Source organism: Zunongwangia pacifica (genome assembly GCF_023499215.1).
Taxonomy (GTDB): Bacteria; Bacteroidota; Bacteroidia; order Flavobacteriales; family Flavobacteriaceae; genus Zunongwangia; species Zunongwangia pacifica.
The window spans coordinates 263140-288825 of record NZ_JAKHSK010000001.1; the positions used below are offsets into that span (position 1 = coordinate 263140).

Annotated in this window: 36 protein-coding genes and 1 pseudogene; 15 read left to right on the forward strand and 22 right to left on the reverse strand. The window is 41.0% G+C overall.

The window, feature by feature from the left end; all coding sequences use genetic code 11:
* Positions 1-40 precede the first annotated feature (40 nt).
* From L1967_RS01140 to L1967_RS01165, 6 genes are read left to right on the forward strand one after another with little or no spacing between them, the layout of a single operon-like run.
* Positions 41-247, forward strand: coding sequence for a DNA-binding protein (locus tag L1967_RS01140; RefSeq protein WP_249599871.1), 207 nt, complete (start codon positions 41-43; stop codon positions 245-247).
* Positions 248-286: 39 nt separating this feature from the next.
* Positions 287-823, forward strand: a complete 537-nt coding sequence (locus L1967_RS01145) for a PRTRC system protein E (RefSeq protein ID WP_249599872.1) — start codon at positions 287-289, stop codon at positions 821-823.
* A gap of 17 nt (positions 824-840) precedes the next feature.
* Positions 841-1059, forward strand: coding sequence for a PRTRC system protein C (locus L1967_RS01150; protein ID WP_249599873.1), 219 nt, complete (start codon positions 841-843; stop codon positions 1057-1059).
* A gap of 16 nt (positions 1060-1075) precedes the next feature.
* Complete coding sequence (locus tag L1967_RS01155) at positions 1076-2242, forward strand: hypothetical protein (RefSeq protein WP_249599874.1); 1167 nt, start codon at positions 1076-1078, stop codon at positions 2240-2242.
* Positions 2242-2964, forward strand: a complete 723-nt coding sequence (locus L1967_RS01160) for a PRTRC system protein B (RefSeq protein ID WP_249599875.1) — start codon at positions 2242-2244, stop codon at positions 2962-2964. Before L1967_RS01155 ends, L1967_RS01160 begins: the two co-directional genes overlap by 1 nt.
* The gene (locus L1967_RS01165; protein WP_249599876.1) at positions 2964-3770 is read left to right on the forward strand and encodes a PRTRC system ThiF family protein; all 807 of its coding nucleotides are present in this window, start codon (positions 2964-2966) and stop codon (positions 3768-3770) included. Before L1967_RS01160 ends, L1967_RS01165 begins: the two co-directional genes overlap by 1 nt.
* Positions 3771-4095: 325 nt before the next feature.
* On the opposite strand, the pseudogene L1967_RS01170 reads toward L1967_RS01165, so the two are convergent.
* Together L1967_RS01170 and L1967_RS01175 are read right to left on the reverse strand one after the other, a co-directional pair.
* Positions 4096-4260, reverse strand: a pseudogene (locus L1967_RS01170) (IS1595 family transposase); the annotation flags it as partial.
* A complete protein-coding gene (locus L1967_RS01175) occupies positions 4193-4477 on the reverse strand; it encodes a hypothetical protein (protein WP_249599877.1) in 285 nt (94 codons plus the stop codon). The pseudogene L1967_RS01170 and the gene L1967_RS01175, both read right to left, overlap by 68 nt.
* A 272-nt stretch (positions 4478-4749) precedes the next feature.
* On the opposite strand from L1967_RS01175, the gene L1967_RS01180 reads away from it, so the two are divergent.
* Positions 4750-5658, forward strand: a complete 909-nt coding sequence (locus L1967_RS01180; protein ID WP_249599878.1) for an NAD(P)H-binding protein — start codon at positions 4750-4752, stop codon at positions 5656-5658.
* Positions 5659-5672: 14 nt separating this feature from the next.
* Positions 5673-6578: a helix-turn-helix domain-containing protein gene (locus L1967_RS01185; RefSeq protein ID WP_249599879.1), complete on the forward strand. Its 906-nt coding sequence runs from the start codon at positions 5673-5675 to the stop codon at positions 6576-6578.
* Between the two features lie 235 nt (positions 6579-6813).
* Here L1967_RS01185 and L1967_RS01190 read toward each other — a convergent pair whose 3' ends face one another.
* The 18 genes from L1967_RS01190 to L1967_RS01280 all read right to left on the reverse strand — a co-directional run bounded on the left by L1967_RS01190 (position 6814) and on the right by L1967_RS01280 (position 20222).
* On the reverse strand, positions 6814-7242 hold the full coding sequence (locus L1967_RS01190; RefSeq protein ID WP_249599880.1) for a response regulator: 429 nt from the start codon (positions 7240-7242) through the stop codon (positions 6814-6816).
* Positions 7243-7499: 257 nt separating this feature from the next.
* Positions 7500-7808 (reverse strand): helix-turn-helix domain-containing protein, encoded by a 309-nt coding sequence (locus L1967_RS01195; RefSeq protein ID WP_249599881.1) that lies wholly within the window; start codon positions 7806-7808, stop codon positions 7500-7502.
* Between the two features lie 2 nt (positions 7809-7810).
* Entirely contained in the window at positions 7811-8101 is a 291-nt protein-coding gene (locus tag L1967_RS01200) for a helix-turn-helix domain-containing protein (RefSeq protein ID WP_249599882.1), read from the reverse strand.
* A gap of 163 nt (positions 8102-8264) precedes the next feature.
* On the reverse strand, positions 8265-9239 hold the full coding sequence (locus L1967_RS01205) for a quinone oxidoreductase family protein (RefSeq protein WP_249599883.1): 975 nt from the start codon (positions 9237-9239) through the stop codon (positions 8265-8267).
* Positions 9236-9607: a DoxX family protein gene (locus tag L1967_RS01210; RefSeq protein WP_249599884.1), complete on the reverse strand. Its 372-nt coding sequence runs from the start codon at positions 9605-9607 to the stop codon at positions 9236-9238. The genes L1967_RS01205 and L1967_RS01210 overlap by 4 nt, the downstream gene beginning before the upstream one ends.
* 79 nt (positions 9608-9686) lie before the next feature.
* Positions 9687-10265, reverse strand: coding sequence for a Crp/Fnr family transcriptional regulator (locus L1967_RS01215; protein ID WP_249599885.1), 579 nt, complete (start codon positions 10263-10265; stop codon positions 9687-9689).
* Between the two features lie 515 nt (positions 10266-10780).
* Entirely contained in the window at positions 10781-11215 is a 435-nt protein-coding gene (locus L1967_RS01225) for a DUF3872 domain-containing protein (RefSeq protein ID WP_249599887.1), read from the reverse strand.
* A gap of 11 nt (positions 11216-11226) precedes the next feature.
* Positions 11227-11784: a conjugal transfer protein TraO gene (locus L1967_RS01230; RefSeq protein WP_249599888.1), complete on the reverse strand. Its 558-nt coding sequence runs from the start codon at positions 11782-11784 to the stop codon at positions 11227-11229.
* A 17-nt stretch (positions 11785-11801) separates the two neighbouring features.
* Complete coding sequence (gene traN, locus L1967_RS01235; RefSeq protein ID WP_262917399.1) at positions 11802-12704, reverse strand: conjugative transposon protein TraN; 903 nt, start codon at positions 12702-12704, stop codon at positions 11802-11804.
* 28 nt (positions 12705-12732) lie between these two features.
* Entirely contained in the window at positions 12733-14049 is a 1317-nt protein-coding gene (gene traM, locus L1967_RS01240) for a conjugative transposon protein TraM (RefSeq protein ID WP_249599889.1), read from the reverse strand.
* Entirely contained in the window at positions 14039-14323 is a 285-nt protein-coding gene (locus tag L1967_RS01245; protein ID WP_249599890.1) for a nitrogen regulatory IIA protein, read from the reverse strand. Before L1967_RS01245 ends, traM begins: the two co-directional genes overlap by 11 nt.
* Before the next feature lie 21 nt (positions 14324-14344).
* Positions 14345-14773 (reverse strand): hypothetical protein, encoded by a 429-nt coding sequence (locus tag L1967_RS01250; protein WP_249599891.1) that lies wholly within the window; start codon positions 14771-14773, stop codon positions 14345-14347.
* A 9-nt stretch (positions 14774-14782) separates the two neighbouring features.
* Positions 14783-15406, reverse strand: a complete 624-nt coding sequence (traK, locus tag L1967_RS01255; RefSeq protein ID WP_249599892.1) for a conjugative transposon protein TraK — start codon at positions 15404-15406, stop codon at positions 14783-14785.
* A 12-nt stretch (positions 15407-15418) separates the two neighbouring features.
* Entirely contained in the window at positions 15419-16414 is a 996-nt protein-coding gene (gene traJ / locus L1967_RS01260; protein WP_249599893.1) for a conjugative transposon protein TraJ, read from the reverse strand.
* Between the two features lie 5 nt (positions 16415-16419).
* On the reverse strand, positions 16420-17052 hold the full coding sequence (locus L1967_RS01265) for a DUF4141 domain-containing protein (protein ID WP_249599894.1): 633 nt from the start codon (positions 17050-17052) through the stop codon (positions 16420-16422).
* A 19-nt stretch (positions 17053-17071) separates the two neighbouring features.
* Entirely contained in the window at positions 17072-19579 is a 2508-nt protein-coding gene (locus tag L1967_RS01270) for a TraG family conjugative transposon ATPase (RefSeq protein WP_249599895.1), read from the reverse strand.
* Positions 19576-19908 (reverse strand): DUF4133 domain-containing protein, encoded by a 333-nt coding sequence (locus tag L1967_RS01275; RefSeq protein WP_249599896.1) that lies wholly within the window; start codon positions 19906-19908, stop codon positions 19576-19578. The genes L1967_RS01270 and L1967_RS01275 overlap by 4 nt, the downstream gene beginning before the upstream one ends.
* Positions 19909-19919: 11 nt before the next feature.
* The gene (locus L1967_RS01280) at positions 19920-20222 is read right to left on the reverse strand and encodes a DUF4134 domain-containing protein (protein WP_249599897.1); all 303 of its coding nucleotides are present in this window, start codon (positions 20220-20222) and stop codon (positions 19920-19922) included.
* 201 nt (positions 20223-20423) lie between these two features.
* On the opposite strand from L1967_RS01280, the gene L1967_RS01285 reads away from it, so the two are divergent.
* From L1967_RS01285 to acpS, 7 genes are read left to right on the forward strand one after another with little or no spacing between them, the layout of a single operon-like run.
* Positions 20424-20690 carry a hypothetical protein gene (locus L1967_RS01285; protein WP_249599898.1) on the forward strand — a complete coding sequence of 89 codons (267 nt, stop codon included), beginning with the start codon at positions 20424-20426 and terminating at the stop codon, positions 20688-20690.
* Positions 20691-20702: 12 nt separating this feature from the next.
* Positions 20703-21023 (forward strand): helix-turn-helix domain-containing protein, encoded by a 321-nt coding sequence (locus tag L1967_RS01290; protein ID WP_249599899.1) that lies wholly within the window; start codon positions 20703-20705, stop codon positions 21021-21023.
* The gene (locus tag L1967_RS01295; protein ID WP_249599900.1) at positions 21024-21875 is read left to right on the forward strand and encodes an ImmA/IrrE family metallo-endopeptidase; all 852 of its coding nucleotides are present in this window, start codon (positions 21024-21026) and stop codon (positions 21873-21875) included.
* Positions 21876-21879: 4 nt separating this feature from the next.
* Entirely contained in the window at positions 21880-22623 is a 744-nt protein-coding gene (locus L1967_RS01300) for a thymidylate synthase family protein (RefSeq protein ID WP_249599901.1), read from the forward strand.
* Positions 22623-23666 carry a nucleotide kinase domain-containing protein gene (locus tag L1967_RS01305; protein ID WP_249599902.1) on the forward strand — a complete coding sequence of 348 codons (1044 nt, stop codon included), beginning with the start codon at positions 22623-22625 and terminating at the stop codon, positions 23664-23666. Before L1967_RS01300 ends, L1967_RS01305 begins: the two co-directional genes overlap by 1 nt.
* Complete coding sequence (locus tag L1967_RS01310) at positions 23650-24234, forward strand: nucleotide pyrophosphohydrolase (RefSeq protein WP_249599903.1); 585 nt, start codon at positions 23650-23652, stop codon at positions 24232-24234. Before L1967_RS01305 ends, L1967_RS01310 begins: the two co-directional genes overlap by 17 nt.
* A 2-nt stretch (positions 24235-24236) precedes the next feature.
* Positions 24237-24614 (forward strand): holo-ACP synthase, encoded by a 378-nt coding sequence (gene acpS, locus L1967_RS01315; protein ID WP_249599904.1) that lies wholly within the window; start codon positions 24237-24239, stop codon positions 24612-24614.
* A 9-nt stretch (positions 24615-24623) separates the two neighbouring features.
* Here the strand turns inward: acpS and L1967_RS01320 are convergent, their stop codons facing one another.
* Together L1967_RS01320 and L1967_RS01325 are read right to left on the reverse strand one after the other, a co-directional pair.
* Positions 24624-25256 carry a conjugal transfer protein TraD gene (locus L1967_RS01320; RefSeq protein WP_249599905.1) on the reverse strand — a complete coding sequence of 211 codons (633 nt, stop codon included), beginning with the start codon at positions 25254-25256 and terminating at the stop codon, positions 24624-24626.
* Positions 25257-25258: 2 nt separating this feature from the next.
* Entirely contained in the window at positions 25259-25681 is a 423-nt protein-coding gene (locus tag L1967_RS01325) for a DUF3408 domain-containing protein (RefSeq protein ID WP_249599906.1), read from the reverse strand.
* Between the last annotated feature and the right edge of the window lie 5 nt (positions 25682-25686).

Consider the following 25686-nt stretch of genomic DNA (forward strand, 5'->3'; position numbering starts at 1 on the left):
TACCGCCTTCATCGGTGGTAGCCTGTTAAAAACAGGGATTATGAAAGCAAAATCAATAGAGGAAGCCAAAAGTTTGGCTAAAGCACAGAGTCTTGACAGGGAGTACAAAGACGAAAGCATACATATTATTTACTGCAATCGTACAGAGTATTTCTATGTAGATACGGACGGCTTAATACGGCTTTGGGAACAGTCATACGGCTATTATGTAAATGGGGTTTTTACCTCTGAAAAATCACATTCATAACATTCAATACAAGGAACAATACATAAAAATTTCAGAACAATGAATACAAATTTTTTCAATCAGATACAGCAGTTGGACTTTACAGGAGTATTGCAACTGAACATTTCCAAAGGAGCAGAAAATAATCTTATCGTATCGGTACTACTCCATAACGAACAATGTGGGGATAGTGCCAAAAACCTCATTCCCCCATTGACCTTTAACGCCACACCGCAGGAGTTTGACGAGGGATTTTTTGAGCAGATAATCGCACCTATCCAAACCGTTTCGGGGGTCATGGTTGATATGGAAAAATTCCTAAAACAAGTCGAGGAAGCCAAAAAACAATCGGCTATGGAGAAAGAGAAAGCCGAGAAAGCCAAAAAGGAAAAAGAAGCCAAAGACAAGAAATACAAGGACAGTATGGCAAAGGTGGACGAACTGGAGGCATCAGGCAAATTCCGTGAAGCGTGGATAAAAGTACCCGATATAGCGGAGTTTCCCGAAAAAGCGGACGAGATACGCAAACGCAAAAAGGAATTGTCCGAAAAATTTGCACCCGACCTTTTCGGGGCAGAACAGGAACAAAATGTATAACCCTAAAATAAGGAACTATGTTATTAGCAACGCAATTAGAGCGAGTGTTTATACTCAAAGATAAAGGACAGGACATCAGATTGACTGACCCTGAAGCACGTTGGAGCGTGGAAGCGGTGACGAATTATTACGCCAATATGTATCCGATTTTGACAACTGCAAAAGTATCTGCCCCACAAATCAAGGACGATGCGGTCGAGTACAGATTTGAAAGCGTAATGGGTACGAAAGGTTAAACTAAAAATCAAAAGAATGAATTATGCAACGCAACATCATATCGGGAATTATCAGCTTTCCCGAACAGCAACGGCAACTGAAACTGCACCGACAGTTGGGCGAGTTTGCACAATGGATGCAAAGGCCAAAAGACACAAACGAAATACAGAAAGACAAGCGGAAAACCGTGCCGATAGCCATGCTACCAATGGTTTTTTGAAATGTACGTTTCTGCCTAAACTGAAAATGGTACAATCTGTACAGGCTTGTAAGGAAACAGCAAAAACGGAGAGGGATTTTTATAAGTCCCTTTCCAGTCTTGCCGAACATTACCGTATTGAACCCATGCAAACCAACGAATATGGTTTCCCCTACAATATGGTACTGGCAACGTGGGATTTGGAAACAAAGTTAAAACGCAACGTAGCAAATTGGGACGATTTACGTTTGGCACAGGACAGCAGGAAAACATTTTTGATAAGTGAGCAGCGATACGACACAGGCACGACCCTTTTCTATATTCCCGTTGTGCCACTATTCAGAATGTTGCACGATAAAAAACGGAAACGGACTGCACAGCTACTCCTATCGGTTTGCAGTTATTTGTACCATATTGCGGACATTCCGTATTACAGGCAGGAAAGCACCTATTTATATTGGCAATATGAAATGTTTACCGAATGGGTGGAATACGATGACCATACGGACGAAACCGAATTTTATAAAGGTGAATTGAGGAAAGCCGAAACTATTGGCGACAGGATTGAACAGAAACTGTACAACCTTATCAATTTACAGCTATTTGAACAACGCTTAAAAGGTTTTAAAATTCGTGATGACTTTGATATGGAATGCCATAAAATGGCTTGCAATGCCTTTGTTCTTTACAATGAATATCCAACTGCGAGCGTGTTCCGAAATGCACCTGAACAAGACCCCGATACGGATGATTATGACCATGAAATTATCGGAATGGAAAAGTACATTTCATTCGTGTCGGACACCAAAGGTTGGTTGTACGAAAGCCTTGTGGACTGTATCAACAACGAGTTTAACGAGTACGGGGCAATCGAAGAACCGACCATTTTCAAACGCTTTGACGGAAACGAGATAACTGCAAACAATCTTGATTTTGAGAACCGTTTGTTTGCTCTGTTGGAGGATTTGGGCGGTTTATTATATGAATATAAAACAGAAGAATAATGAACAATATAAACGACATAACCGAGAATTTCGGCACATTGTATCATCCAAAATCCGCTTTGGTATTCTATAAGACAAAAGCAGCGGAAACCGATATGTACGTGGAACATTTCGATATGGACAAAGACGGCAACCCTATTAATGCGCACCCATTGACAGTAAAGGAAGCCAACGCATTGGCAAAGTCCTTACAGACCAATGAAGAAAGGAACAAAGCTTTTTTAAAGCCGAAGGGGATTTTACCGACCAACATCCTGCATATCAATCCGAGCAAAAAAGGAACGGTACTTTGGTACACCAAAGCACAGCAAAGGCAACTGTATTTTGTGGACGGTCTGGGCATCCCCAACGGGAAGGCACAAATACCCCCAATGCTTTGGTTGGCAAGCAAAAGCACCCTTTACGTATTTGCGCTGAAAGGCAACAGGCGACCCACCGAAAACACCCCCTTGCATTATGCCCCGTTTTTCAATGTAAATGAGAACGGCAACGTATGTATGGGGACGGTAAACATTGACATCAAAAATTCGGCTTCGGTCGAGGAATTTACCACTGCTTGGGAAGACTACTTTTTTAACAGCTATTTCAGCCATTTATTGGGAAGCCACAGTCCCATAAAAGGGAATTGTGTAAATGTATGGAAAGAACTGGTCGGTACAGATAAACCTTTTCCCAAAGAGGTATTGAAAAAGAACAACAAAACCCTTAAAAATCTATTGTGATGAATACGGCAAAAACAGCAGTCCATTTTACGGACAACTATCTCATAAGCCCTACCAACCCGATTTCGGTAAACCTTATCGGAGCGGGTGGCACAGGCTCAAAGGTGTTGACCGCCTTAATGGAAATGAACCATAGTTTAATCGAATTGGGACACGCAGGATTGCAAGTCCGCCTTTGGGATGATGATAGGATTACCAGTGCCAATTTGGGCAGACAGCGTTTTGCGGAATGTGAAACAGGATTGTACAAATCCGTGGCACTCATAAACCGAGCCAACCGTTTTTCGGGGACTAACTGGAAAGCCGAAACCCGAAAATTTGAAAAGGACAATTTCGGGCAAGTCCCCGAAGAAGCCAGGGCGACCCTTACCATTACTTGCGTGGATAATGTACAGGCAAGGTTTGGTGTTGCCGAGATACTGAAAGAAGTAAGTGACCGCAGGAATTACAGGGACAGCCCCAAATATTGGTTGGACTTTGGCAACAGCCAGTACACAGGGCAAGTCTTGTTATCTACTATTGGGGAAATACAGCAACCCCAATCCGAAAAGTACGAAACGGTGGCAAGCCTGCCATTTGTTACCGAAGAATTTGGCGAACTGCTCAGGCAATCCGAACAGCAGGACGGTACACCAAGTTGCAGTTTAGCCGAAGCCTTGGAAAAACAGGACTTATTTATCAATTCCTCATTGACACAAATGGGTTGCTCTTTACTTTGGGGATTGTTCCGCAACGGATTGACACCGTACAGGGGATTTTTCCACAACCTGAAAGATTTTACCACCCACCCCCTAAAAGTCGCCTGACCCTACACCGTTGGGGCGGGCGGCAAAAAGACACTCCCTCCCGATGGTCGGGGCAGTCTTTTTGCATTGAGTGGGTGCAACCCCTTTGCCAAAATGAACCCGACAGCAATTACCTTTCCTTACATTTCACCAAACAGGTTGCGGGATTTTTTGCATGGGATATTCGTTATCCCATTTTTGCTATGGGAGGTACTTCTTTTCTTTCCACATAGCGACCAAAGAAAAGAAGCAAAAGAACCTCGCCTAATTGACGTTGGATTTTGTTTTAATGTTTGTCATAGCAAAATTCTATTTTATTAATTTGTTGATTAATTAGATTGTATGACTATTCGCAATGTTGCACGTATGGGTAAACTGCTGCGATAATCAGTCTGTCAAATAGTTTTTCGCCAAAGTATCTTCTGTTGTGTTTATAAGTAAATTCATCCAGATAGTTCTGTAGGTATTTTTTGATGACCATATGGTAGATTCCCAACAGCTTGCGACTTGCTAATGCTTCGGGACATTAATTTCTGCGCATAAGGGACTTTTACCCTCTTGAATAATTCGGTATCTTCGATACCAGATGCCCATGCTGGGCACACACAATGTGTGTAAGCAATAGCGGGGAAAGTGTCAAACCCAAAATTATCTCTTTTAACTATCTTTGTGCTAAACTGAATAGTAAATACATAAAAACCGCTACTGCTCATGAGGACGTTAGGCACAATCCCCCATGTAACCAGCCACTGATTACCTCGGCTAACATAAAAAAGGGGTCTAATATATGGGCGAAATGACAGGGAAATATACTTTTATAAAAGATTGTAAATCAATACCTAATATTTACGTTGTTCAGAAGATAAAACCAAGCCCACCCACCACCCAAAAAGATGAACAGGTAGGAAGACCTTTCATTCTGACTACAACATCAGCCGATTTGACTACATACATTGATTAACATCTCTGCAATTTTGTAACATCAAAAAAGTAGAAAAAAATGAATATAGTATTGACAGGCTCATTGGGTTATATCGGCAGGCCTTTAACCCAAAAATTAGTGAAAAAAGGCCACTCTGTAACGGTAATCAGCAGTAACCCCGAACGAGAAAAAGAAATTGAATCTTTAGGTGCAAAACCGGCAATCGGTAATATGGATGATGTAGATTTTTTAACAACATCATTTTCAGGTTCAGATGCCGTTTATTGTATGATAGCTTTAGAAATCAATTTTACCGACCCTGAAAATAACGCGAGTAAACTAACAGAAAAAGCTAAAATATTTGCCAATAATTATCTTGAAGCCATTATTAAGTCAGGTGTTAAAAGGGTGGTTTATTTAAGCAGTATTGGTGCAGATATGAAACAAGGCAACGGACTCATTGCCATTCATCACAATGCGGAAAATATTTTGAAAAAATTGCCATCGGATATCGGCATATCATTTATCCGCCCTGCGGGATTTTACAAAGGATTGTTTAATTATATACCGGGCATAAAGCACTACGGCACAATTTCTGCCAATTACGGTGGCGACGATATCGTATTATGGGTTTCCAATCTTGATATTGCTGATACGATAGTTGAGGAATTGGAATCTGACACCACGGACAGAAAAGTACTCTATGTGGCTAGCGAAGAAATAAAATGCAATGAATTGGCAGGCATTTTAGGAACGGCTATTGGAAAACCTGATTTGAAATGGGAATTAATCAGTGACGAGCAACAGTTAAATGCTTTAATATCATTTGGAATGCAGAAAAGTTTTGCTCAAAACTTCACGGAGATGAATGCCAGCATTCACAGCGGAAAATTCTATGAGAATTATTATCAAAACAAACCGACTTTAGGACAAGCGAAAATGAAAGAATTTGCGGTAGAATTTGCCGAAGCATATAATAAACAATAGTTATCTTTAAAAATGTGACAAACGGAAAACCATATCGAATTAAATCAATTAGTGCATACCACGAATTACGTGGCTTGCCCCAACCGGAGCATCCACTGATAAGTGTTGTTAGCGTTGGAAATGCAAAGCATTCTGAAGACTCAAGTTTGGTATTAGATTGCTATTCCATTTCAATTAAACGAGGGTTAAAAGGCAAGCTCAAATACGGACAACAGGAATATGATTTTGGTTCAGGTGTAATGTTTTTCATTTCTCCAAATCAAGTATTCAACGTTGAAGCCAATGATTATTCAAATCAGTCAGGATGGGTTTTACTTATCCATCCTGATTTTTTGTGGAATACAACACTCGCAAAAACCATTAAGCAGTTTGAATTTTTTAAGTATTCAGTAAATGAAGCCCTGTTCCTTTCAGAAAAAGAAGAAAATACAATGAACGGAATAATAGAGAATATTCAAAAAGAGTATCATTCCAATATTGACAAATTCAGCAAGCAAATCATCATCTCCCAAATCGAAACATTACTTAGTTATTCAGAAAGGTTCTATAATCGGCAATTCATCACAAGAGAAAAAGCCAATCATCAAATTTTGGAACGTTTGGAAAAATTATTGACAGATTATTTCAATAACGATGATTTAATTTCAAAAGGTTTGCCGACAGTTCAGTTCATTGCTAAACAACTAAACGTTTCACCAAGTTATTTAGGAAGTTTATTGAGAGTTCTAACAGGACAAAGCACACAGCAACACATCCACCATAAATTGATAGAAAAAGCGAAAGAAAGACTATCTACATCTGATCTTTCAATTAGCGAAATCGCCTATGAATTAGGTTTTGAACATTCACAATCATTCAGCAAACTATTTAAGGCTAAAACAAATCTATCGCCATCGGCATATCGAGAGAGTTTCAATTAGAAATCAAACAGATTAACAAAATGACGGAATGAAAAAATCCTGACCTAACAAAGACATTTACCACGAATACGAACTAAAAAATCATACTTTTTGGTAGTTCTTATTCAGCTTCGTTAGCATTTAGTTTCAACGCAGACAGACAAAATAAAAGCGACTATTGCATACAATCCGGACGAATACTAAAAAGGGGGAAACCTTGCCAACGAAATTAAAATCATTGACAAACCAACTTACGTTACTTCGCCAAAAGCAGCCCCATACTAAAGTATTTTTTGCCGTTGCAAGCTCCCTCAATAGCTTTTCTGAAATCGTCCGCATCGCTGCCGACAAGGAGATAACCGTCAAAACCCATTTTTAAAAGAGATTTTGCAGTTTTTTCCGAATTATTATCGCTATGGGCAATAAGGTGGATGCTTGAATATTTTGCCTTCAATTCTTGAAGCTGATGCAACACGTCGATGTCATCAAAATCAAGGTCAACAACACAAACTTGGGGAAGTTCCGTTAATGCCGACAATCGGGATAGTCCGTCCTCTATATTCCCTGAGCGGAACAGAACATCAATTCCTGAAGCGAGGAGGGCGTTGCAGGTCAGATCCAAAAGCGGACTTTCGTCATTGATAAATGCGATGTCGATTTGTGTAGGGCCGATTACCGTTTCCATAGTACCTCATTTTATTGTTAGTGGTGGAACCCTGCACAAAAAAAGAGCGCAGGCAACCACACTTACCGATACTAAGGCACTGGTATGCCCGACAACGAATAAGCGAGCGCCCACGCCTATGGCATGAGCGTTCTTACCTATCTGTCTCGTTGTCTTAAAAATTACCAGTTTTTAGTATCGAGACTTAAAGCAAAAACACTTTAAGTTTTTCTAATATTTTCAGGTACAAAGATAGCGATGTTAATCATCTTACACAATCACTCATTTGTCCTTTGTTCTTGTGACCTGGCTACATAATTATCTTCCAATACATGCAGTATGTCCGATTGCCGGAAGATGATTTTGCCACCAATCTGCACATAGGGCAGGATGTTATCGTCCCGATATTGTTGCAGGGTGCGTTTGGAGATATGTAACAGCCTGCACACTTCTTCTCCTGATAGGTAAATCTCACCGTTCATTACGGGACGGAAATGCTCCAGTATCAATTCTATCCAGGTACGGAGTTCATCGAGCTTCTTTTTGTAGTAAGCTATTTCTTCGGCATCGTTATCAAAAAATTCCATACTCATTTGTTTTGGGGATGGGTATCCGAAGCAAGTAAATGCTGCACATCCGAAAATTTGTAATAGTTTTTTCGGTTTAGTTTGGAATAAGGCAAAAGTCCTTTGTTTTTATAAGACTGCAATGTGCGTTTGCTGATACCGAGCATCAGGCACACTTCTTGATTGTCGAGCCATCTTTCTTCGTTGAAGATGGATGTATAGGTTTCGCTTGCATCGGTGGTAAGCCTTAAGAGTTCGTCCAGTTCTGTGTTCAGTTCTTTGAGAACCGACTTGGGTATTGCTATTACTTCCATAATCCTTTCCTCTTTTTTCGTGTCAGGAACGAAAATTAGGAAAGGGTTTGGAGTGTTTTGCTATTAGGGGAGTGTTTGGCTTTGAAAGGCAAGGTTTGGTATAAAAGCCACTAATGTTACTCACTTTACCCGTTATTATCAATACTATTTAACTGGCTGCTTTTTATATTGTTACAACAATCCTTTTTCCGTCCGATACTTTTAAGTCCCAAAGCTTTTCAATGTCTTTCAGTTGTATTGTTTCAGTTTCTGCTTTTAGTTTGTTGTCGGCAGCAAGTTGAAACATTTCGGGAATAATTTCCTTGAATAGCTTTTGCATTTCTTCTTTGGTCCAACTGCCCAAACCTGAACCAGACAACTGTAAATCAACACTTCTTAAAATTTCAGATGAAAGTTGAATTGTGTCGCCCGTTACAGAGCCAATAGAAACAAAGCGTGTCTTGTGTGTAAATGCACCATTGCCTTTTAATGCCTCCAAAATAAGTTCTGCGGTATGGCCCCACAAGTAATCGATAATAATGTCAATGGGTTTGTTGTTGTGTAGATGTTGTATTTGTGAAAGGAAACTTTCATCATCCTGTTTTATGGGAATAATTTCGTCAGCACCCAATGCCAGCAATGATTGCAACCTTTGTTCATTTCTGCCTGTAACGATAATTTTTCCTGCTCCATAATGTTTGGCAATTTGAACGGCTACACTTCCTGTAAATCCTGTTGCCCCGTTTATCAATACGGTTTCACCTGCTTTCATGGCAGCCCTGAAACGGAGTGCCATTGCCGAACCTGCTACCGCATTTGGTAATGCGGCTGCGGCTGCGTCATCTATGCCTTCAGGTAGTTTTATCATTTTCCCTATTTCAATAATTGCTTTTTCTGCAATCATTCCACTTACACCTAATGCAAATACCTTTGTTCCGTCTGCTAAGAATCCTACACCGTCACCGCCAATTGCTTTTGCCTGATGTATGTCCCCTTTTGTGGAATAATGTTTACCGCTTGCCCTTGATCTGTCCAAATGCTTAATGGCTGCGGCTTTTACTGAAATTAAAATTTCATCTTCCCTATTAACGATGGGTTCGGGGAAATCTTCTGTGTATCGGGGCATTTCGCCCCTTTGGAACATTACTGCTGCTTTCATTTTGGTATGTTTTTTAAATTGTGATAACTGAAATAAGAAGTCAATAAGATGGCCAATGCTACCAAAGCCGATGCTGATGACCGAAAACTATCGCCAGAGCAAACGTGGGCAATAAACCCTGAAATCACAGTGATTGTAAATCCTGAATATGCCCATTCTTTTATTCTTCCTCTTATGAAGGGAAGCAATAAAACGATTACGCCGATAATTTTGGTAAAAGCCAGCTCCACTCTGAAATAACCGGGAAAACCAAAGTGGGCACAAAGCCGTTTTGCTTCTTCGGAAGTTAAATACGCATAAGCGTTTGTCAACATCCAAATAGAGAATAAACCTGTTGCAATCCAATAAACTGTCTTTTGAATTTTCATTTTGCCTTTTCTTTAACTAACAAGGCAAAATTATGGGGCGGTTATCTGCAAGACGATAACATTTGTTATCGAATGAGGGCTACTTTTTTTCTCTTGCCAATTTACTTTTTATTCGGCTCAAATGAACCGTAGTGATGCCCAAATAAGAAGCAATGTAATGTTGGGGAATGCGTTGAACGATCTGTGGCTTTTCTTGAATCAAATTAAGATAACGTTGTTGTGGCGTATCTTTTATGAATGAAAGACAATGTTTCATATAATGAATGTTGCGGTCAAATAAACTATCGATCAATTTTTCTCTGACTTCGGGAATTTCAAAGGCTTCACTCACCATCTTGTCCATATCCTTTTTGCCAATCACCCATAAGGTGCAGGGTTCTATGGTTTCTATCGTAACAATACTTGGAATATTTTTTTTAAAACTTTCTGTGGAAGACACTCGGTCGCCTTCCAAAAAGAATTGAAAGGTCACATCATTTCCGTTATTGTTAAACCATACACGGATACAACCTTTTTCAATGAAAAATACTTTTTTTGAAATTTTTCCTTCTTGTAAGAGCGTGGTTTTGGAAGGAACCTGAATTCGTTTGAAATAACCCACATAGTCATTCCAATGTTTTTCGTCAAATGGAAGTTTATTTTTAAACTGGTCAAACATAGATTATTTTCATTGCGAATGTTGGTCTTTAAAATCCTGCATACTTTACATTTTGTATTGGTTATTGTCTTCGCTATTTCTTTTCCTACAATTGATATGGAATAAATATATATTAGATTTCTCTATCTTGGATTTTGCACCTCCGTATTTTGGGATGCCACTTCCTTTTTCTCCCTGGAATATACCCACAACGACAATAGCCCGAAAATAATCAGGGCGTAGGCTACCCATTTGCCGATCCGTTCCAAAAACCTGGTGGCAACCGATTTTTCATAGCTTGAAAAGCCCTCGGCACCGGTGGAGCTCCTCCTGTAAAACTTCCGGCGGTTAATCCAATAACGCAGGCCCAAGCCCAAAACCAAAAATATGACACCTATGACCAACGATGACATCATGACGATAGCGTGCTACATTTCAAAGCTTTAAATTTACGAAATGTATTTTTTTGTTCTACAATGAAATACAACATTGGCTGAATTAAAAAATCCTGCCCCACAGGACAGGATTTTTAACCATCAATCCGCACTGTTAAACTGAAAACTCACTTGCCGTTCATTTCCGAAGTTATCCGAAACCCATACGTCAAACGACTGCGTTACGGTGGCCTGTGAAGTATAATACATCCTGAACTGTGTAGCCGGTAACTGATAAAGGTCATTGGGCAGGTATGGTGGTTCACTGAAATACTGTAATGTACCTTGACCGTCAAACTGGAAATAACGGATATAGTATTCCGTATCGTTGAAATTCCCGTTCCGCTCTATCGTAATCCTTATTTCAACGGTCTGACCACTGGCTACCTCTCCGGGAACGGGCATCACCCTGACCTCAAACGGGTAGTTCTGTTGTATTTCCAGTTCTTCCTTATCACAAGAGGATAATACCACCGCACTTGTAAAAGCCAGGATAACCAACCATATCAGTCTGCTTCTATTTAATAATCGTTTCATTGTTGTTCTTTTTAAAAATTAAATCTTAATCCGATCCCTGCCGATGGACGGAACTGTTTTAAATCCGTACCCCAAAACACTTTGGTACGTCCTTTCAAAAGCAGCACAACCCGGTCGGACAGGTAGGTTTCCAATGAAAGCTGACCACCTATGCCGTAAATGAAATTATCTTCGTTCAGGATGGTTGCTCCATCATACAAGATGGCCTCACTACGGTTAATGGTTTCGTAACCGGCAAGGGCGGTAACCCCTGCATTTAAAGTAGTGGTCTTTCGCGCATCGCCCAACAACTGAAGACTGTACCCCACTTCACCCGTATAAGCTTCCAATGGTATTTCCAACTCCCTGTAATCGGTAAATTGATGGGTATATTCCGCTGCCCATATCCAGTAATTACCGTTCTTCCCATTTACGGTAAGGGTCAGGTTCAGGTAATAATTGTCGCTGACTTCTCTGGACAACATACCTGCATTTATTTCCAGCCCTTTTTGTCCCGGAAGCATACGTTGCGCCTGTAGTGCCGTCATACTTAACATGGCAAGTATTACGGCAAAAATGTATTTTATCATTGTCGTTTCCTTTTAGGTTAATTAATCTTTAGGTGCATCTCCGTTATTGGTCTGGCATGAACCAGGTCCGAGTTTTCCACCTGCAATATTTGCTGTCTGCCACCATTTTTCTCAAAGATTTCGATAACGAGCATCTTGTCATCAGTCATGGTAAACTGATCGAGCAGGAACACGTTCTGGTCGGTGGTATTCCCCTCAATTCCGGTGAGCGGTTTGTACATGCGCAACAGGGTCATTGGTTTTTCCTGCACCACGGTACGTTTGGCCACTTTTTTGTCCACGACCTTGAAATTCACAAAGTCGATTTGGAAAGGGACATTTCCCTTATTCCTTACTTCGGTATGGAAATAGAATTTGCCATTGTGGACATAGATACCTTTGAGCAGGAATTGGATCCCGTAGCTTTTTGCCCCGATATGTTTGATATACCTTTTATTCCTTTTGTAGATGGTTTCCATAAGCAATCCTGCCAATGACGGTGAACTGCTCCCCAGTTCCTCAAATAACACATCGTTACCGTTTTCCCTGTCCAACGCCTTTTGCATATTGAGCAGGTCATAGTTCATCGAATTGGGATGGGCACTGTAATACACATTGAAGTTGTAAAACCTGCCGTCATCGGTAATCACCGAAAAATTGGTTTCTCCCTCAAAGTCCTTCACGGTAGCTTTGATGCGCAGTACATTTTCTGCGTCTTCTGCCTTACCCGCAATCAGGTACTCACTGCCCAGATCCACGTAGCGGATGGCGGACGGAAATATCAGGTGCGAGGTTTTGTTATACGTTACCTGCATTTCATAAGGCACTATTTTGCCCATATTCAGTTTGGTAGTATGGGACGCAAGCTGTTGCGCATAGGTGTTGGCGTGGAGGGCCATTAAACCAACCATTGCCAATAGGATTTTAAATATTGTTTTCATTTTTGATTCTTTTTTCAGTATTGAACAATTAATTTTTCGAAACAAGGAGCAGCCTGTGACCGGCTTTGACGGTAACTTTCGGTGTCCTTACTTTCTTGGAGAAGTAGCCCGAAATACCCTGTACCACTCCACGGCTAAGGTCTGCGGCAACCTGTTGTCCTGCTGATTGCGTGAGCATTACGCTTGTTCCGGAAGTCTGGCTCATATTGCCGGCCATTTCAGTAAGGGCGTTCATTTCAGGCGAGTATGGCACGTACAGCCCTTGCTGTCCGTCCAGATCGTACACCGATATATCCACAGGGATAATATTGCCTTCCAGTTCGATGGATGTTACCCTTAGTTGCAGCCTGCCGCTTGCAAACTTGGCATTTGCCATTACTACCGTTCCTGCCGGAATGGTATGGTTGGGTGTTTGTGCCGTTTCCTGTAAACGCAAACGCACCCCGCTTTCACCCGTTACGGTCTGTGTTTCCTGTACCACCGCACGAATGCTGTTTTTGGGCTGTATTACCTGCTGCGAAACACCGGCCGTATAAAATCCCCTGTTGCGGGTTTCGCTCCAGTTTGCAAGGAAAGCACTGTCCGATGGCTCCCGATAGAGGGAAGACACGGCATTTTTCCTTGCAGGTGTGAATGCCACAAAGTATTCCCTTTGGTTGCCCTTTGCCGAAACCTGCATGTCCGCTTCACCCGTCTGCGTTTGGCTGGATGGAATATAACGTGATGCCATTTCATAGGATTTCTCCATCAATGCCAACTGATCCTCAACGGTCGTATTTGGCGGGACATCCTTTTCTGCCAGTTGCTCTTTGAGTTCCTCGACTTGTTTGCGGAGTTCCTGGGTTTCATAGTCGCTGTTATCGTAGAATGAAGTCAGGGTACTTTGCGCATTGCGATAACTGTTCAATGCCGGATTGCCCCCTTTGCGTGAACCGCCTTCGTAATCATCCCCATTGTCTTCTTCCGTTTGTCCTATTTCTTTATTGGCAGTATCTTCCGTATTCCAGTAGTCCGACAAGGACATTAGGGAGCTGCGTTTTTCTTCTATTTTCTGCTTCATCATCTCTTGCTCGTATGCCTTTTGCTTGTCGGACTGAAGCCCTGCATCGGTTGCCTGTGGTACGACATCGTTCAGACCAAAATCTTCGACTTCGTTTTCATCGGATGAGGGTTTGAAGATTAAATACATACAGCCGAGAAATACCACGCCCATAAGGACAAAAATGATAGGCTTTTTCAGCCTTTCTGCCTTATGCTGCGCACCGTCATTCGGTGCCTCCGTTCCGGTTTTCTGCCCGTCACTTTCGACCAGAAAACTCGCTCTCTTGTTTTTGTTATCTTTCATATAATTTGTTTTTAATGATTTCTGAAATGCTGTCCTGCGGTATAACCGGGGACTTTCTTTGTTGGATAACCGGATTTTCGATATGTTCTATCGTCATTCCATTATTGGGTTTGCCCACCTCATAACAGACTTCGGTTATCACGATAATGGACAATAGCGCATAGCCCGCAAAGAACAGTAGTGCATAGCGGTTCTGCCTTTTAACAGGCATCGCCTGCCACTGCCCATCCAGCTTGTCCAACCAATCACTTATCCTTTTTCTTGGATTTTTCATGCTTCAATGTTTTATCCGTTATTACAACTTGAAACGCCTGCTGCTTTGAACAGCTTTTTGTTTTTGGGCATCGCTGACCATAGCGATTGCCTCCATTGCACTGGGTATCGTCATGGCAGAGAGATCGGTCAGCTTGGATTGCTTCAGCAATTGCCCAAAGCGGTCTTTCCTTGCTATTTCCATTTTGTCCAAGAAGAATTTTCCGTTCAGGTGTTTTACCCAAAGGGTACATTCCACACGTGGTTTGTCTTCACCTGCCCATTGCAGATAGCCCGTGAGCAACAACTCTGGCTTTGGTTCCCCCTCCTTACCATTTCGGCAGTTTTCGAGGTATTCACTGATGCTTTCCTTCAGCTTTCCTGCATACGCACCCTGGGTATGGAAATAGCCGTTATACCCCTTTGCGGTTAGGGTTTGTGTAAATGTGCTCAAATCTGATAGTGCTTCCATGATATTGATTTAGCGCTCTATAACTTCCTCGTCTTTGTTTTCCAGTACGCTGAACTTCTCGATATTAAAGCCCTGTGGATTGTTGTCCGAGCGGACGGAATTCACGAGATAGCAGGATGTGACCAGGCTCCGTCTTGTCAAATTGCTCGAACGGATGATATATTGCTTGGCATACGTCCTGACGGCATAGGGATAGGTGTTGAAGTTGCAGACCACACTGTCCACTTCGATGCGTTGCTGTACATTGCCTGATATTATGCGGTTGTAGTATCCCTTTTCCGAAAGGTCTTTGTAATAGTCAAAGACACTTTTGTCGGCAAGGTTGAATGCCCGTTTCATATTGCTTTCTATGGCACGTTTATCCGGGGCCAGTGTAAAGAACAGTTCGTGGAAACGCCTTATGTGTTCACGGGCTTCCACGGGACGGTTAATGCTCGCATCCTGTGAAAGTGCCAACATCAACGACTTGCCATTGTCCAGTACATAAATCTTTTGCCGTTGCAATTCTGCAAAGCGGTAGGATTGCCATACGGCATATCCTACCACGCTGGTGCAGAGTACGGCAAATACGATGGCATACAGCCGTATTTGCCTGAAACTGTTTTCAATATTTCTTAAAGTCTTAAATTCCATTTCTACCAATGTTTATTTGTTCATTAATTTTCCTCCGATGTTGCCCACAGTAGCTCCCGTTCCGGCTCCTGCGATGTTCCCGGTTTTAGAGGCTGTCTGGTTCACATTGCGCATGAAGTTTCCTCCACCTCCGGCCTGGATAACCCAGCCTGCTACAGTGGGAATGGTGAAGTAGCCCACGATGCCGATAATCATAAAAATGATGTACACGGTATTGGAAGTATCGGGAATGAAAGTCGGGTCTGACAGCATCTCAATATCCCTTTCGATAATCAGGGATTGTATCTTGGCGAGCATAGAACTGAACATATCAGCAATGGGCAGCCACAGGTACACACTGATGTACCTGGTGAGCCATTGTGTAAGCGTGGACTGGAAACCATCCCAAACACTTATTGCAAATGCTATCGGCCCCAAAATGGACAGTACAATAAGAAAGAAGGTCCGTATCGTGTCTATGACGAGTGCCGCAGCCTGAAAAAGGATTTCCAACAGATTGCGGAACCATTCCTTTATCGCTTTCTCTATCTTATAGCTTTGCCTGTCAAGGTACATCGCTGACATTGTGGCCAGATCAGAGGGTGACCATCCCAATTCGTCCAGTTTCTTATCAAATTCCTCATCACTTACCAAGTAGGCCGTTTCGGGATTGCGGAGCATGGCTTCCCTTTCCAACTGGTCTTTCTGTGCCTGTAACTGGTTCAGGTCAAGTACCTCATTTTCGAGCATCCCGTGCGTGCCCTGTACCACCGGCCTTAATACCGCATTGACGGTTCCCAATAAGATGGTCGGGAAAAACATAATGCAAAGCCCGATGGCAAAAGGCCGTAAGAGCGGGAATACATCAATCGGTTCTGCCCGGCTGAGTGCCTGCCATACCTTTAGGGCAACATAGAACAGAGCTCCCAATCCGGCAATACCTTTGGCCACTGCTGCCATATCAGCAGACATAAGGATCATTTCATCGTACAGCGAACGCAGGAGTTCATGAAGATTATCCCATTCCATAGCTCCTACCAGTATTTTTGTTCAGCAGTGCCATACAGCTCCAATACCCTTTGGGTGTTGTTCTGCTTTTTTGCCCTTAAAATGCTGACTGAAATGTTTTTATTGGTATAATAGCGCACAAGACTGTGGTAATCCTTGACCTCGTTGTACACCTTGTCAATGATATCCATACGCTCTTTATCGTTCAGTGAAAGAGAGGTCGAGGTAATAATCTGTTTCAACTCTTTCAGCAGTTCGGTACTTTCATTGAGCAGTGCAGAATACCCGTTGGCGATTGCCGATAATTCCTGTGGCGAAAAATTGGGATCGTTCATCATCTTGCCGAAATTATTGACGTACATTTCGGATACATCGCCCACGAGCAAAACGGTCTGCTGAACCTTGCGGGCATCTTTCACCAAGTTGTTTACGGCTTGAAGTTTATCGTAATATTCCTTGCCTTGTTTATATACCTTTTCCACTTCCTTGAAATTCTTGATCACGTTGGATACGGTGGACGAGGTTTGTACAATCTCATTTGCGGAATTGATAATACCCGAGGCAAGGTTTGAAGGGTCAACCACGACCCATTGTGCCTTAGCGGATGGTGCAACGGCAAGCATAAGCACCGTACACACCAGTAACATTGTTTTTTTCATAATTTCTAATTTTTTGTGATTAATAATTATTTGCTTTTTCCCGTCTTTGGAGGGCGATGCGCTTTATGGCCTGTTCCACGTTGCCGTCCAGTTCGGATGCCAGTTGCATGACCTCCATCTTTTCGGTTTCTTCAGTAGTATAGGCGAGGTATTCCTCAACCGAAACTTCTGTGGCATAGACTGCTGAATGCGTACCACCTAAGCCAATCCAAACTTCCTTGTAAAGCCTTGACGGGTCATTGTTCATGTTGATGGAAAGGATTTGGGATTTTTCCTTTTCGGTCAATCCGAGCATTGCCTGGATGTCATCGAACTTGTTCATGTACTTGCGCTGGTCCAAAAGGATCTTGCAATCGGAATTGTTGATGATACTTTCCTTGACGATTGGCGACTGGATAATGTCGTCCACCTCCTGGGTTACGACTATGGCCTCTCCGAAAAATTTCCTGACCGTTTTAAAAAGATACTTGATGTATTCCGCCATCCCTTCTTTGGCTATGGCTTTCCACGCTTCTTCTATCAGTATGAGCTTGCGGACTCCTTTCAACCTGCGCATCTTATTGATAAAGACCTCCATAATGATGATGGTCACAATAGGGAAAAGTATCTTGTGGTCTTTTATGGCATCAATTTCAAAGACGATAAAGCGTTTGGAAAGCAGGTCGAGCTGCTTGTCGGAATTTAACAGGTAATCGTACTCTCCACCTTTATAGTAGGGTTCCAGCACGTTCAGGAAATTGGAAAGGTCAAAATCCTTTTCCCGTACCTGTTTTTCTTCCAGCACTTTTTTGTAGTCGCCTTTTACATACTCATAAAAACCATTGAAACAGGGGTATTCATCATTTTGCCTGATGCGTTCGATATATCCGCTTACGGCATTGGACAGCCCTACTTCTTCCGAACGGGTCGGTGGTTCATCATCCCGTTTCCAAAGCGTTAGTATCAAGGTCTTGATACTTTCCCGCTTCTCGATATCGAATACACCATCGTCCGTATAGAAAGGGTTAAAGGCAATCGGGTTGTCCTCGGTATAGGTAAAATATACCCCGTCTTCACCTTTGGTCTTTCCTTTAACCAATTCACACAGACCCTGATACGAGTTCCCTGTATCCACAAGCAGCACGTGTGCGCCCTGCTCGTAGTATTGACGTACCATGTGGTTGGTGAAAAAAGATTTGCCCGACCCCGACGGCCCCAGAATGAACTTGTTCCGGTTCGTGATGATGCCCCTTTTCATGGGCAGGTCGGAAATATCCAAATGGATGGGCTTTCCCGTTAATCGGTCAGCCATCTTAATACCGAACGGTGAGGGCGAACTTTGGTAGTTGGTCTCCTCCGTGAAAAAGCATAAGGCCGGCTCTATGAAGGTGTAAAAACTTTCTTCCGATGGAAAGTCGCCAGCATTGCCGGGCATAGCCGCCCAATACAGGGTGGCAACATCAAACGTGTTATGCCTCGGTTTGCATTCCATTAAAGCAAGGGCACTGCCCGTATCATTCTTCAATTGCTTCAGTTCATGGGGGTCATCCGACCATGCCATGACGTTGAAGTGTGCCCGTATAGATGAAAGCCCGAAGCTGTGCGCTTCGTTGAGATACTTTTCAATCCACTCTTTGTTGATCTGATTTGCCCGGCTGTACCTTGCCAGCGAATGCATGTTCCGTGCGGATTTCTCAAACTTGCGGAGGTTTTCATCGCTGTTGTCCAAAAACAGATACTGGTTGTAAATGTGGTTGCAGCTCAACAGCAATCCTACCGGGGCAGCAAAAGACAAGAGGCAATCACTCCGGTCGGTGGACAGCTTTTCATAACGGGTATTTGCCGATACCGTTCCGGGCAGGTCGTCCGTATCGGACAGGGTATGCAGGCACAGCCTTTTGTTACCGATACGCACATCTTCCGCACCGAGGGCGATATCCTGCATAGGCATGTTGGCATCCCGCGATAAAGTCAGGTATTGTCCCAATAGTCCCTGTTGGTCTCCAGTTCCGATGATGTCATCTTCCGTGAGGCGTTCCAGTTTAACAAAACCGCTGTCATTGATGATGCGCTCAAACTGCGCCACCGATTCCATAAAGTTGTGCACCGTTTCCCTGTCCCTGATTTCCTTTGGGATTAACACACCTTTGCAAAGCGATGAGAAATTGCTCTGCATTCGCAACCGTTCTTTGGTCGTCTTGGTCAGGAACAGGTAGCAATAGTGATTTAGAAAAGGACGTTCATTGAAATGGCGTTGGTAGGATTTCGATAAAAAACTCTGGTCATCCTGTGCCATATCCGGGGTATAACTTTCCCTGATGTACCAATCCTGTTTGTGGACAATACAATAGTCCGGCAGGGTCTTGATCGCCTTGTGCCATGCCGAATGAATAGCATCGTACTCCGCCGATGCCACCGTAAACAGTTCCGGCAGATGTACCCGGAAGCAGGCCGTAATGTCCGCATCCTTTGAAAGGATGCAGTGGTGTTCCACCGCCAGTAATGGAAACTTGCTTTCAAGCGTTGTGGCTCTTCCTGTGTTTCTCATAAGCGACGGGATTTTGAGGTGGACTTTAAGTAGCGGTGTACGGCTTTGCGACAGATGATGTACTTCGGATGCTTTTTCCTTGCACCAAGCTTCATAAGTCCATGTTCACCATACTTGCCATTAAGTGCGAATGTTTGCCATACGATGAGCGATGCGCCACCGATTCCTATAAACAGGCACACATAAGAGCTTACGCCCGCCATGTACATTATCATGACGAGGATAAGCACGCTAAGCAAGCCCCCGGCGAAGATGAACAGGTATTGGGATTTAAGCCCTTTAAACTCTGCCGTTCTCCCAACACCTTTATTGATATTGTAATTACTCATAGGGCAAGGGATTATAGGAAGAAAGCCTGTAGGATGGTCGCGGCCACAATCAGGAAAATACAGGCACCAAACCAGCTTGCTGCTGTTTTACTGGTGTCGGGATCTCCGCTACTGAATTTGTTGTACACTTTTACACCCCCGATTAATCCGACCACCGCACCAATGGCATAGATGAGCTGAGTCGCGGGCTCGAAATAGGATGTTACCATTTGGGTCGCCTCGTTGATACCTGCGGCACCATCCTGGGCAAATACGCTTAACGCTGTGAGCAAGGCCATCCCCGTCAGCAGTACTTTTTTTGTTCGTTTTTCCATGATTTAACTGAATTATTTTGTTGCTACTTTCCCGCTCCCTGCGGGTTTCGGAACAAAGGTGTCATGGAAAATGAGGTGCTGTAACGATGTGTCTTTCAGTGGAATTACTTGGCAGCGGGTGGCTAACTTTTTTATAGAAATTTGATATAAGATTTGGTTGGTACGATAATCGTACATATATTTGTATGAAATTTATACGGTATGGAAGCGTTAAAATTAGAAAAAGATATTATTGGGATTATACAAGAGGTATGTAACCATAATGAAGTGAATGAGGTAGTAAATGAAAATTTCTATCCTGGAAATTTTATTATGAGTCAAGTTTTAATTTCCATTTTTTCTCAAATAGAAATTAAAACTGGCATAACAATTCCTAATGATTGTTATATTTTTTACGATGGTAAAACAAAAAAGCAGTTGAGTATAAAAGAGGCTGCAATTAAACTTTTAGAATTATCAAAAAATTAACAATAATATATTATGTCTGACAGAGAACAAATAGCAGAAAGATTAAAAGAGGCAAGAATTATGTCTGGCTTATCACAGGAAAATGCAGCAAAAATTTTGCAAATGCATAGACCTGCAATTTCGGAAATTGAGAGTGGAAAACGAAAAGTCAGTGCTGAGGAAATAATACAATTTGCTAAGCTGTATAAGGTAAGTACATCATGGTTATTGTTAAAAGAAGAAGATGAAACTGCTTTTGATGAACAAATAAAAATTGCTGCAAGGGAATTGAGTAGTATGGATGAATCTGATAGAAAAAAACTTTTAGAAATATTAAGAATACTTCCCAAATAAATGAAAGAGTTATTTACCAGTGCTATCCGAAAGGCAAGTGAAATTAGATTAAAGTTGGGATACAGCTTATATGAGCCAGTTAACGTTTATGATATTTGTTCTAAACTAGAAATAGATGTTCAGTTTGTAGATATTAATATGGAAGGACTTTATGTGAACAATAAAAACTTAAATAACATCTCTCCAAAAATTCTTATTTCACGATTACGACCATTTCCAAGAAGAGTTTTTACCTGTGGACATGAGCTTGGGCATCATGTTTTTAACCATGGATTAAAATTAGACATACTAACCGAAGAAAACGATAGTTCAAAATATAAAAGCAATGATGAGATACTTGTTGATACCTTTTCAGCACATCTATTAATGCCAATAACTAGTATTCAATCAGAATTCAAAAAAAGAAAATTGGGTTTTTCAACAGCAACTGAAATTGACTATTATGTAATCAGCTCTGTTCTTGGGGTGGGTTACCAAACATTGATTATTCATTGTAAAATTAATAGGCTCATTGATGATTATAAATATTGTGAATTAGCCAAACATACTCCAGCAAAAATATTCAAAAAGTATTTTGGTAGTGTTGATGAAAAGACATATTTCAAGATAATTGATTTTAAGACGAATAATTCACCCATTGATTTAGAAGTCTCAAATTATTTGGTTATACCCTCAGATTTTGAAGTTGATGGCCAATATTTAGAGAAGGTAAAGAGTACAGAAATCGGTACATTATATATAGCAAAAAAATCGGGAATATCTTCCATTTACTCAAATACAAATTGTTGCTTTACAAGAATCCAACCGCAAAACTATATAGGTTTTGCGGAATACAGACATTTAGAAAATTAACAAAATGAACATACCAGTACTTATAGAGGAAGAAAACTTATCTAAGGCGTGGTGCAAAGTTTTTCAGTACATAATAGATAATGCGGGTAATGAGATTACTCCTCTAATTTTGACTTTAACAGGTTTTGAAGAAGATAAACTAATAAACAATGAGCTTAATAAGGATTTAGCGAAAAATAGGCTTGATTCGATAGAAATCGTATCAGAAACTATATTTCCGCAGTCATTGTATTTATTCCATAATAACAGCAGACAAAAACTATTTGAAGTTTATATTGGAAACGTTCTACCAAGAATAAAAAAAATCGATAAACGAAATAGGTCTGGAACTTATTTTGAAAGATTAATAGCTTTCGGAGATACTAAAAAGAACCAATTAGATATAATAATTGACTCTCTTAAACAAGATTCCAAAATCAAACGCAGGTCAAAATCTCAAGCTGCAATTTTTGACCCTTTAAAGGACCATAAAAATGGTGTTTTTCAGAGTTTTCCTTGTTTGCAACATGTTTCATTTTATAAATCAGAAAATGGTGGGTTGATAATCAATAGCTTTTACGCTATGCAATATTTATATCAAAGAGCTTATGGGAATTGGTTGGGATTAATCAATCTAGGGAAATTTGTTGCACAAGAAGCAGGTTTAGAATTAGAAAGATTTAACTGTTTTGTTGGAGTAGAAAAATTAGACCATTTAACAAAATCACAGGGAAAAGTATTAATTGGTAAAATGAAGTTTGACAACTAATGAGCATAACAATCGAAAAAAATAAAACATTTACAATATACAAACCTTTGTTACCTGCAGAAACTACGGAGGTGTTTGATAGTTATTGGAAATTTGCAGCTTTAAGACAAGAAGTTTTTTTTAACAGAATTGAAGGAGTCAAATACCCTTGGACTAATGACACAATTTTAGCCAAACATAGATTTACAAATGCTTACAGAGCTTCCGACAGAGTCAGCCAATACTTAATCAGAGAGGTTATTTATAACACTGATTATTCAGATACTCCGAATGAAGTTCTTTTCAGAATACTTTTATTTAAACTCTTTAATAAGATTGAAACTTGGGAATTGTTAAAAAGCAAAATTGGAAATCTAGAATATGCTGAATTTGATTTTAACAAATATGACAACGTTTTAAGCAAAGCATTTTCTGAAAAGAAAACAATTTATTCAGCTGCATATATAATGCCATCCGTAAAACAATTTGGCCATAAACGGAAACACTCTAATCATTTAGAGTTGATTGATTATATTTTGAAAAAAGACACTTCTATTCAATTGATGAATTGTAACAAAATGCAACAGGCATTTGATATAGTTAAAAGTTTTCCGGGATTAGGTGATTTCTTAGCCTATCAAATTTTGATTGACATTAATTACTCTAATATAATTGATTTTTCAGAATCGGAATTCGTAGTTCCAGGACCTGGGGCTTTAGGAGGAATAAGTAAATGCTTCAAAAGTACTGGAGGGTTAACTAATGTTGAGATTATTAGACTAATGGTTGACAGGCAAGAAATGGAATTTGAGCGATTAGGTTTGGACTTCAAAACACTATGGGGACGACGTTTACAGCTAATAGATTGTCAGAATTTGTTTTGTGAAGTTGATAAATATGCAAGAGTAAAGCATCCGGAAATAAAAGGAAATAGTGATAGAACCCGAATTAAACAAGTGTACAAACTAAATACTAAACCAATTGATTATTGGTTTCCTCCAAAATGGGGAATTAATGTGAATATTAACTCTCAAAAGCTTAAACAAAATGAATCAAGTAAATAATACATTCTTCTTTGATGAAGATAATATTCCAAGCGAACAACTCCCAAGAACTTTTCAGATGTCATTCAAGGAGGTCGGAGTTGGACAAAAAAATGAAGTAATAGTAGTATTGAATAATACAAAGCGAATAGGAGATATTATTAATGACAATTCTTACGAAAATGATTTTTATCGTTACCACGATATTTTTCATTATTCTTTTGCTGCTTTACTTGGATGGTCTCCTTGCACAAGGGCAATGATGCGACGAAAACGAAAAAGCAACCCACAAGTTGATGAAATTGAGGATGGGGCAAGAGCAAAAATAACTGAAGAAGCTATTTCTATGATAGTCTATAATGAAGCTAAAGGGAAAAATTTCTTTAAGAATAAAAACAAAGTTTCAAAAACTACTTTGAAAATTATCAAGGGAATGACAGAAAATTTTGAAGTCAGAGTCAGAACAGCCAAAGAATGGGAAAATGCTATACTTAAAGCATATAAGGCATTTAGATTTTTGATAGCAAATAAGGGTGGTATTATAGAATTTGATTCAATTCATAAAGAATTAAAGTATTATCCATTTTAGCAATGATTATTTCTATTGGTTGTGATTTAGTTGAGCATAAAGTATCTCAAAAATTGGATTGGGAAAAAGATACAAATGTTCAAAACCGAATTTTTTCATTGAAAGAATTACAACTGTATTCAGAAACTAAACAGTTGCGGTTTCTTTCTGGTAGGTTTGCTGCTAAAGAAGCTATTTTGAAATGTTTGTCAATAGGTATGGAAGATGGCATTTCTTTAACAGATATTGAGATTCTACAAACAGCAAATGGCTCGCCATACATCAACCTAAACAGAAAGCCTTTACAGCTTTCTAATGAATTGGGAATAATTAGATGGCATATAAGTATTACACATTCTTCAAGTTTTTCTCAAGCTTTTGTAATTGGAGAAGGACTATAATTCCCTTGCTCACACAAACTCCCCAATGTCAAAATCACCCAAATCACTTTTCCGCAAATCGGAAGAACCGGAATCTGTCCCGGTGGGAAGGCTCTTGTCCAACAGCTTCGCAATCTTTCGTGAAGCCCCTTCCATTGAGTTTTCCAAAAGGCCGAACAAATCGGTTCCTTGTAATCGCTGAACGATATCCACCGCTTTTTTCTGCGAGGCAGGTTCCAGCACGTCTTGCCGGAGCAATGCCCCCACGGTAGTCAGTTCATCATAGGTAACCCCTGTGGCAAACCCATTGTCGCCGTTTGGTAATCCCTGTTCCCTCCATTCTTCTTCCTCGCCCTCGAAATCGGGCGTACTCCCGAAAACTTCATCCAGCTCTTCCTGCGGAATTTCCCTTGCGAAACCTGTTTCGTAGGTTTCTGTTTCAAAATTATCATGTATCTCGTCGGATTCTTTCCATTGGCTTTTGGCGGCATCCATTGGCAGCGGGTGGCGTTCCAAGGGCTTTGGCAATCCCATGATGTCAGGTAGATCAGGGCGTTCATTTTTCGTCTTTCCCTTTCTGCCAGCCACTTTTTGGATGACGACCTTATCTTTCAGCAATAGGACAATGACGATGATAAGGCATATTACAATCAATGTTTCCATAGCTAGAAAAGGGGTTTAAAATTCTCATTGAAATCATCGGTAATGGCTTTTTCAAACTGCTCAAAATGGTGTTCGAGAATATTGTCAAGATAGGCGTACAGCGGTATCTTATCCTTACCTATAACCCGTACGATTCGGGAAAGCCGTTCGTGGTATTCCTGCCGGATGTAGATACTTTTGTCGCCCCGGCGTGTCATGGAATGGCTGTAGAGAAAACGCTCGCCATAGCTCACATCGGATGTCCTCTTTTGCCGGTTTCTTCCTTTTGTCAAAGGCTTTTCAGTTACTGGTTTTTCCGCAGGCTCTTCTGTCGGCTTTTTAGGAACTTCCTTCTGCTCCGGTTTCTTTGTTTCGCCTGCCATGATTGACATCAGATATGCCTCGTCTATCGGGGCATTTTTCTTATTCTTATTCTCATTCTCCATACCGG

Coding starts and splice junctions, on each gene's coding strand:
- L1967_RS01210 (WP_249599884.1), bottom strand. CDS start 9,607: ATGAAAATTCAAAAGACAGTTTATTGGATTGCAACAGGTTTATTCTCT.
- L1967_RS01325 (WP_249599906.1), bottom strand. CDS start 25,681: ATGGAGAATGAGAATAAGAATAAGAAAAATGCCCCGATAGACGAGGCA.
- L1967_RS01190 (WP_249599880.1), bottom strand. CDS start 7,242: ATGGAAACGGTAATCGGCCCTACACAAATCGACATCGCATTTATCAAT.
- acpS (WP_249599904.1), top strand. CDS start 24,237: ATGATTATTTCTATTGGTTGTGATTTAGTTGAGCATAAAGTATCTCAA.
- traJ (WP_249599893.1), bottom strand. CDS start 16,414: ATGGAATGGGATAATCTTCATGAACTCCTGCGTTCGCTGTACGATGAA.
- traM (WP_249599889.1), bottom strand. CDS start 14,049: ATGAAAGATAACAAAAACAAGAGAGCGAGTTTTCTGGTCGAAAGTGAC.
- L1967_RS01225 (WP_249599887.1), bottom strand. CDS start 11,215: ATGAAACGATTATTAAATAGAAGCAGACTGATATGGTTGGTTATCCTG.
- L1967_RS01205 (WP_249599883.1), bottom strand. CDS start 9,239: ATGAAAGCAGCAGTAATGTTCCAAAGGGGCGAAATGCCCCGATACACA.
- L1967_RS01270 (WP_249599895.1), bottom strand. CDS start 19,579: ATGAGAAACACAGGAAGAGCCACAACGCTTGAAAGCAAGTTTCCATTA.
- L1967_RS01280 (WP_249599897.1), bottom strand. CDS start 20,222: ATGGAAAAACGAACAAAAAAAGTACTGCTGACGGGGATGGCCTTGCTC.
- L1967_RS01145 (WP_249599872.1), top strand. CDS start 287: ATGAATACAAATTTTTTCAATCAGATACAGCAGTTGGACTTTACAGGA.
- L1967_RS01285 (WP_249599898.1), top strand. CDS start 20,424: ATGGAAGCGTTAAAATTAGAAAAAGATATTATTGGGATTATACAAGAG.
- L1967_RS01290 (WP_249599899.1), top strand. CDS start 20,703: ATGTCTGACAGAGAACAAATAGCAGAAAGATTAAAAGAGGCAAGAATT.
- L1967_RS01195 (WP_249599881.1), bottom strand. CDS start 7,808: ATGGAATTTTTTGATAACGATGCCGAAGAAATAGCTTACTACAAAAAG.
- L1967_RS01250 (WP_249599891.1), bottom strand. CDS start 14,773: ATGGAAGCACTATCAGATTTGAGCACATTTACACAAACCCTAACCGCA.
- L1967_RS01275 (WP_249599896.1), bottom strand. CDS start 19,908: ATGAGTAATTACAATATCAATAAAGGTGTTGGGAGAACGGCAGAGTTT.
- L1967_RS01300 (WP_249599901.1), top strand. CDS start 21,880: ATGAACATACCAGTACTTATAGAGGAAGAAAACTTATCTAAGGCGTGG.
- traK (WP_249599892.1), bottom strand. CDS start 15,406: ATGGAATTTAAGACTTTAAGAAATATTGAAAACAGTTTCAGGCAAATA.
- L1967_RS01160 (WP_249599875.1), top strand. CDS start 2,242: ATGAACAATATAAACGACATAACCGAGAATTTCGGCACATTGTATCAT.
- L1967_RS01245 (WP_249599890.1), bottom strand. CDS start 14,323: ATGAAAAATCCAAGAAAAAGGATAAGTGATTGGTTGGACAAGCTGGAT.
- L1967_RS01180 (WP_249599878.1), top strand. CDS start 4,750: ATGAATATAGTATTGACAGGCTCATTGGGTTATATCGGCAGGCCTTTA.
- L1967_RS01295 (WP_249599900.1), top strand. CDS start 21,024: ATGAAAGAGTTATTTACCAGTGCTATCCGAAAGGCAAGTGAAATTAGA.
- L1967_RS01310 (WP_249599903.1), top strand. CDS start 23,650: ATGAATCAAGTAAATAATACATTCTTCTTTGATGAAGATAATATTCCA.
- traN (WP_262917399.1), bottom strand. CDS start 12,704: ATGAAAACAATATTTAAAATCCTATTGGCAATGGTTGGTTTAATGGCC.
- L1967_RS01265 (WP_249599894.1), bottom strand. CDS start 17,052: ATGAAAAAAACAATGTTACTGGTGTGTACGGTGCTTATGCTTGCCGTT.
- L1967_RS01140 (WP_249599871.1), top strand. CDS start 41: ATGAAAGCAAAATCAATAGAGGAAGCCAAAAGTTTGGCTAAAGCACAG.
- L1967_RS01215 (WP_249599885.1), bottom strand. CDS start 10,265: ATGTTTGACCAGTTTAAAAATAAACTTCCATTTGACGAAAAACATTGG.
- L1967_RS01230 (WP_249599888.1), bottom strand. CDS start 11,784: ATGATAAAATACATTTTTGCCGTAATACTTGCCATGTTAAGTATGACG.
- L1967_RS01155 (WP_249599874.1), top strand. CDS start 1,076: ATGAATTATGCAACGCAACATCATATCGGGAATTATCAGCTTTCCCGA.
- L1967_RS01150 (WP_249599873.1), top strand. CDS start 841: ATGTTATTAGCAACGCAATTAGAGCGAGTGTTTATACTCAAAGATAAA.
- L1967_RS01165 (WP_249599876.1), top strand. CDS start 2,964: ATGAATACGGCAAAAACAGCAGTCCATTTTACGGACAACTATCTCATA.
- L1967_RS01200 (WP_249599882.1), bottom strand. CDS start 8,101: ATGGAAGTAATAGCAATACCCAAGTCGGTTCTCAAAGAACTGAACACA.
- L1967_RS01305 (WP_249599902.1), top strand. CDS start 22,623: ATGAGCATAACAATCGAAAAAAATAAAACATTTACAATATACAAACCT.
- L1967_RS01320 (WP_249599905.1), bottom strand. CDS start 25,256: ATGGAAACATTGATTGTAATATGCCTTATCATCGTCATTGTCCTATTG.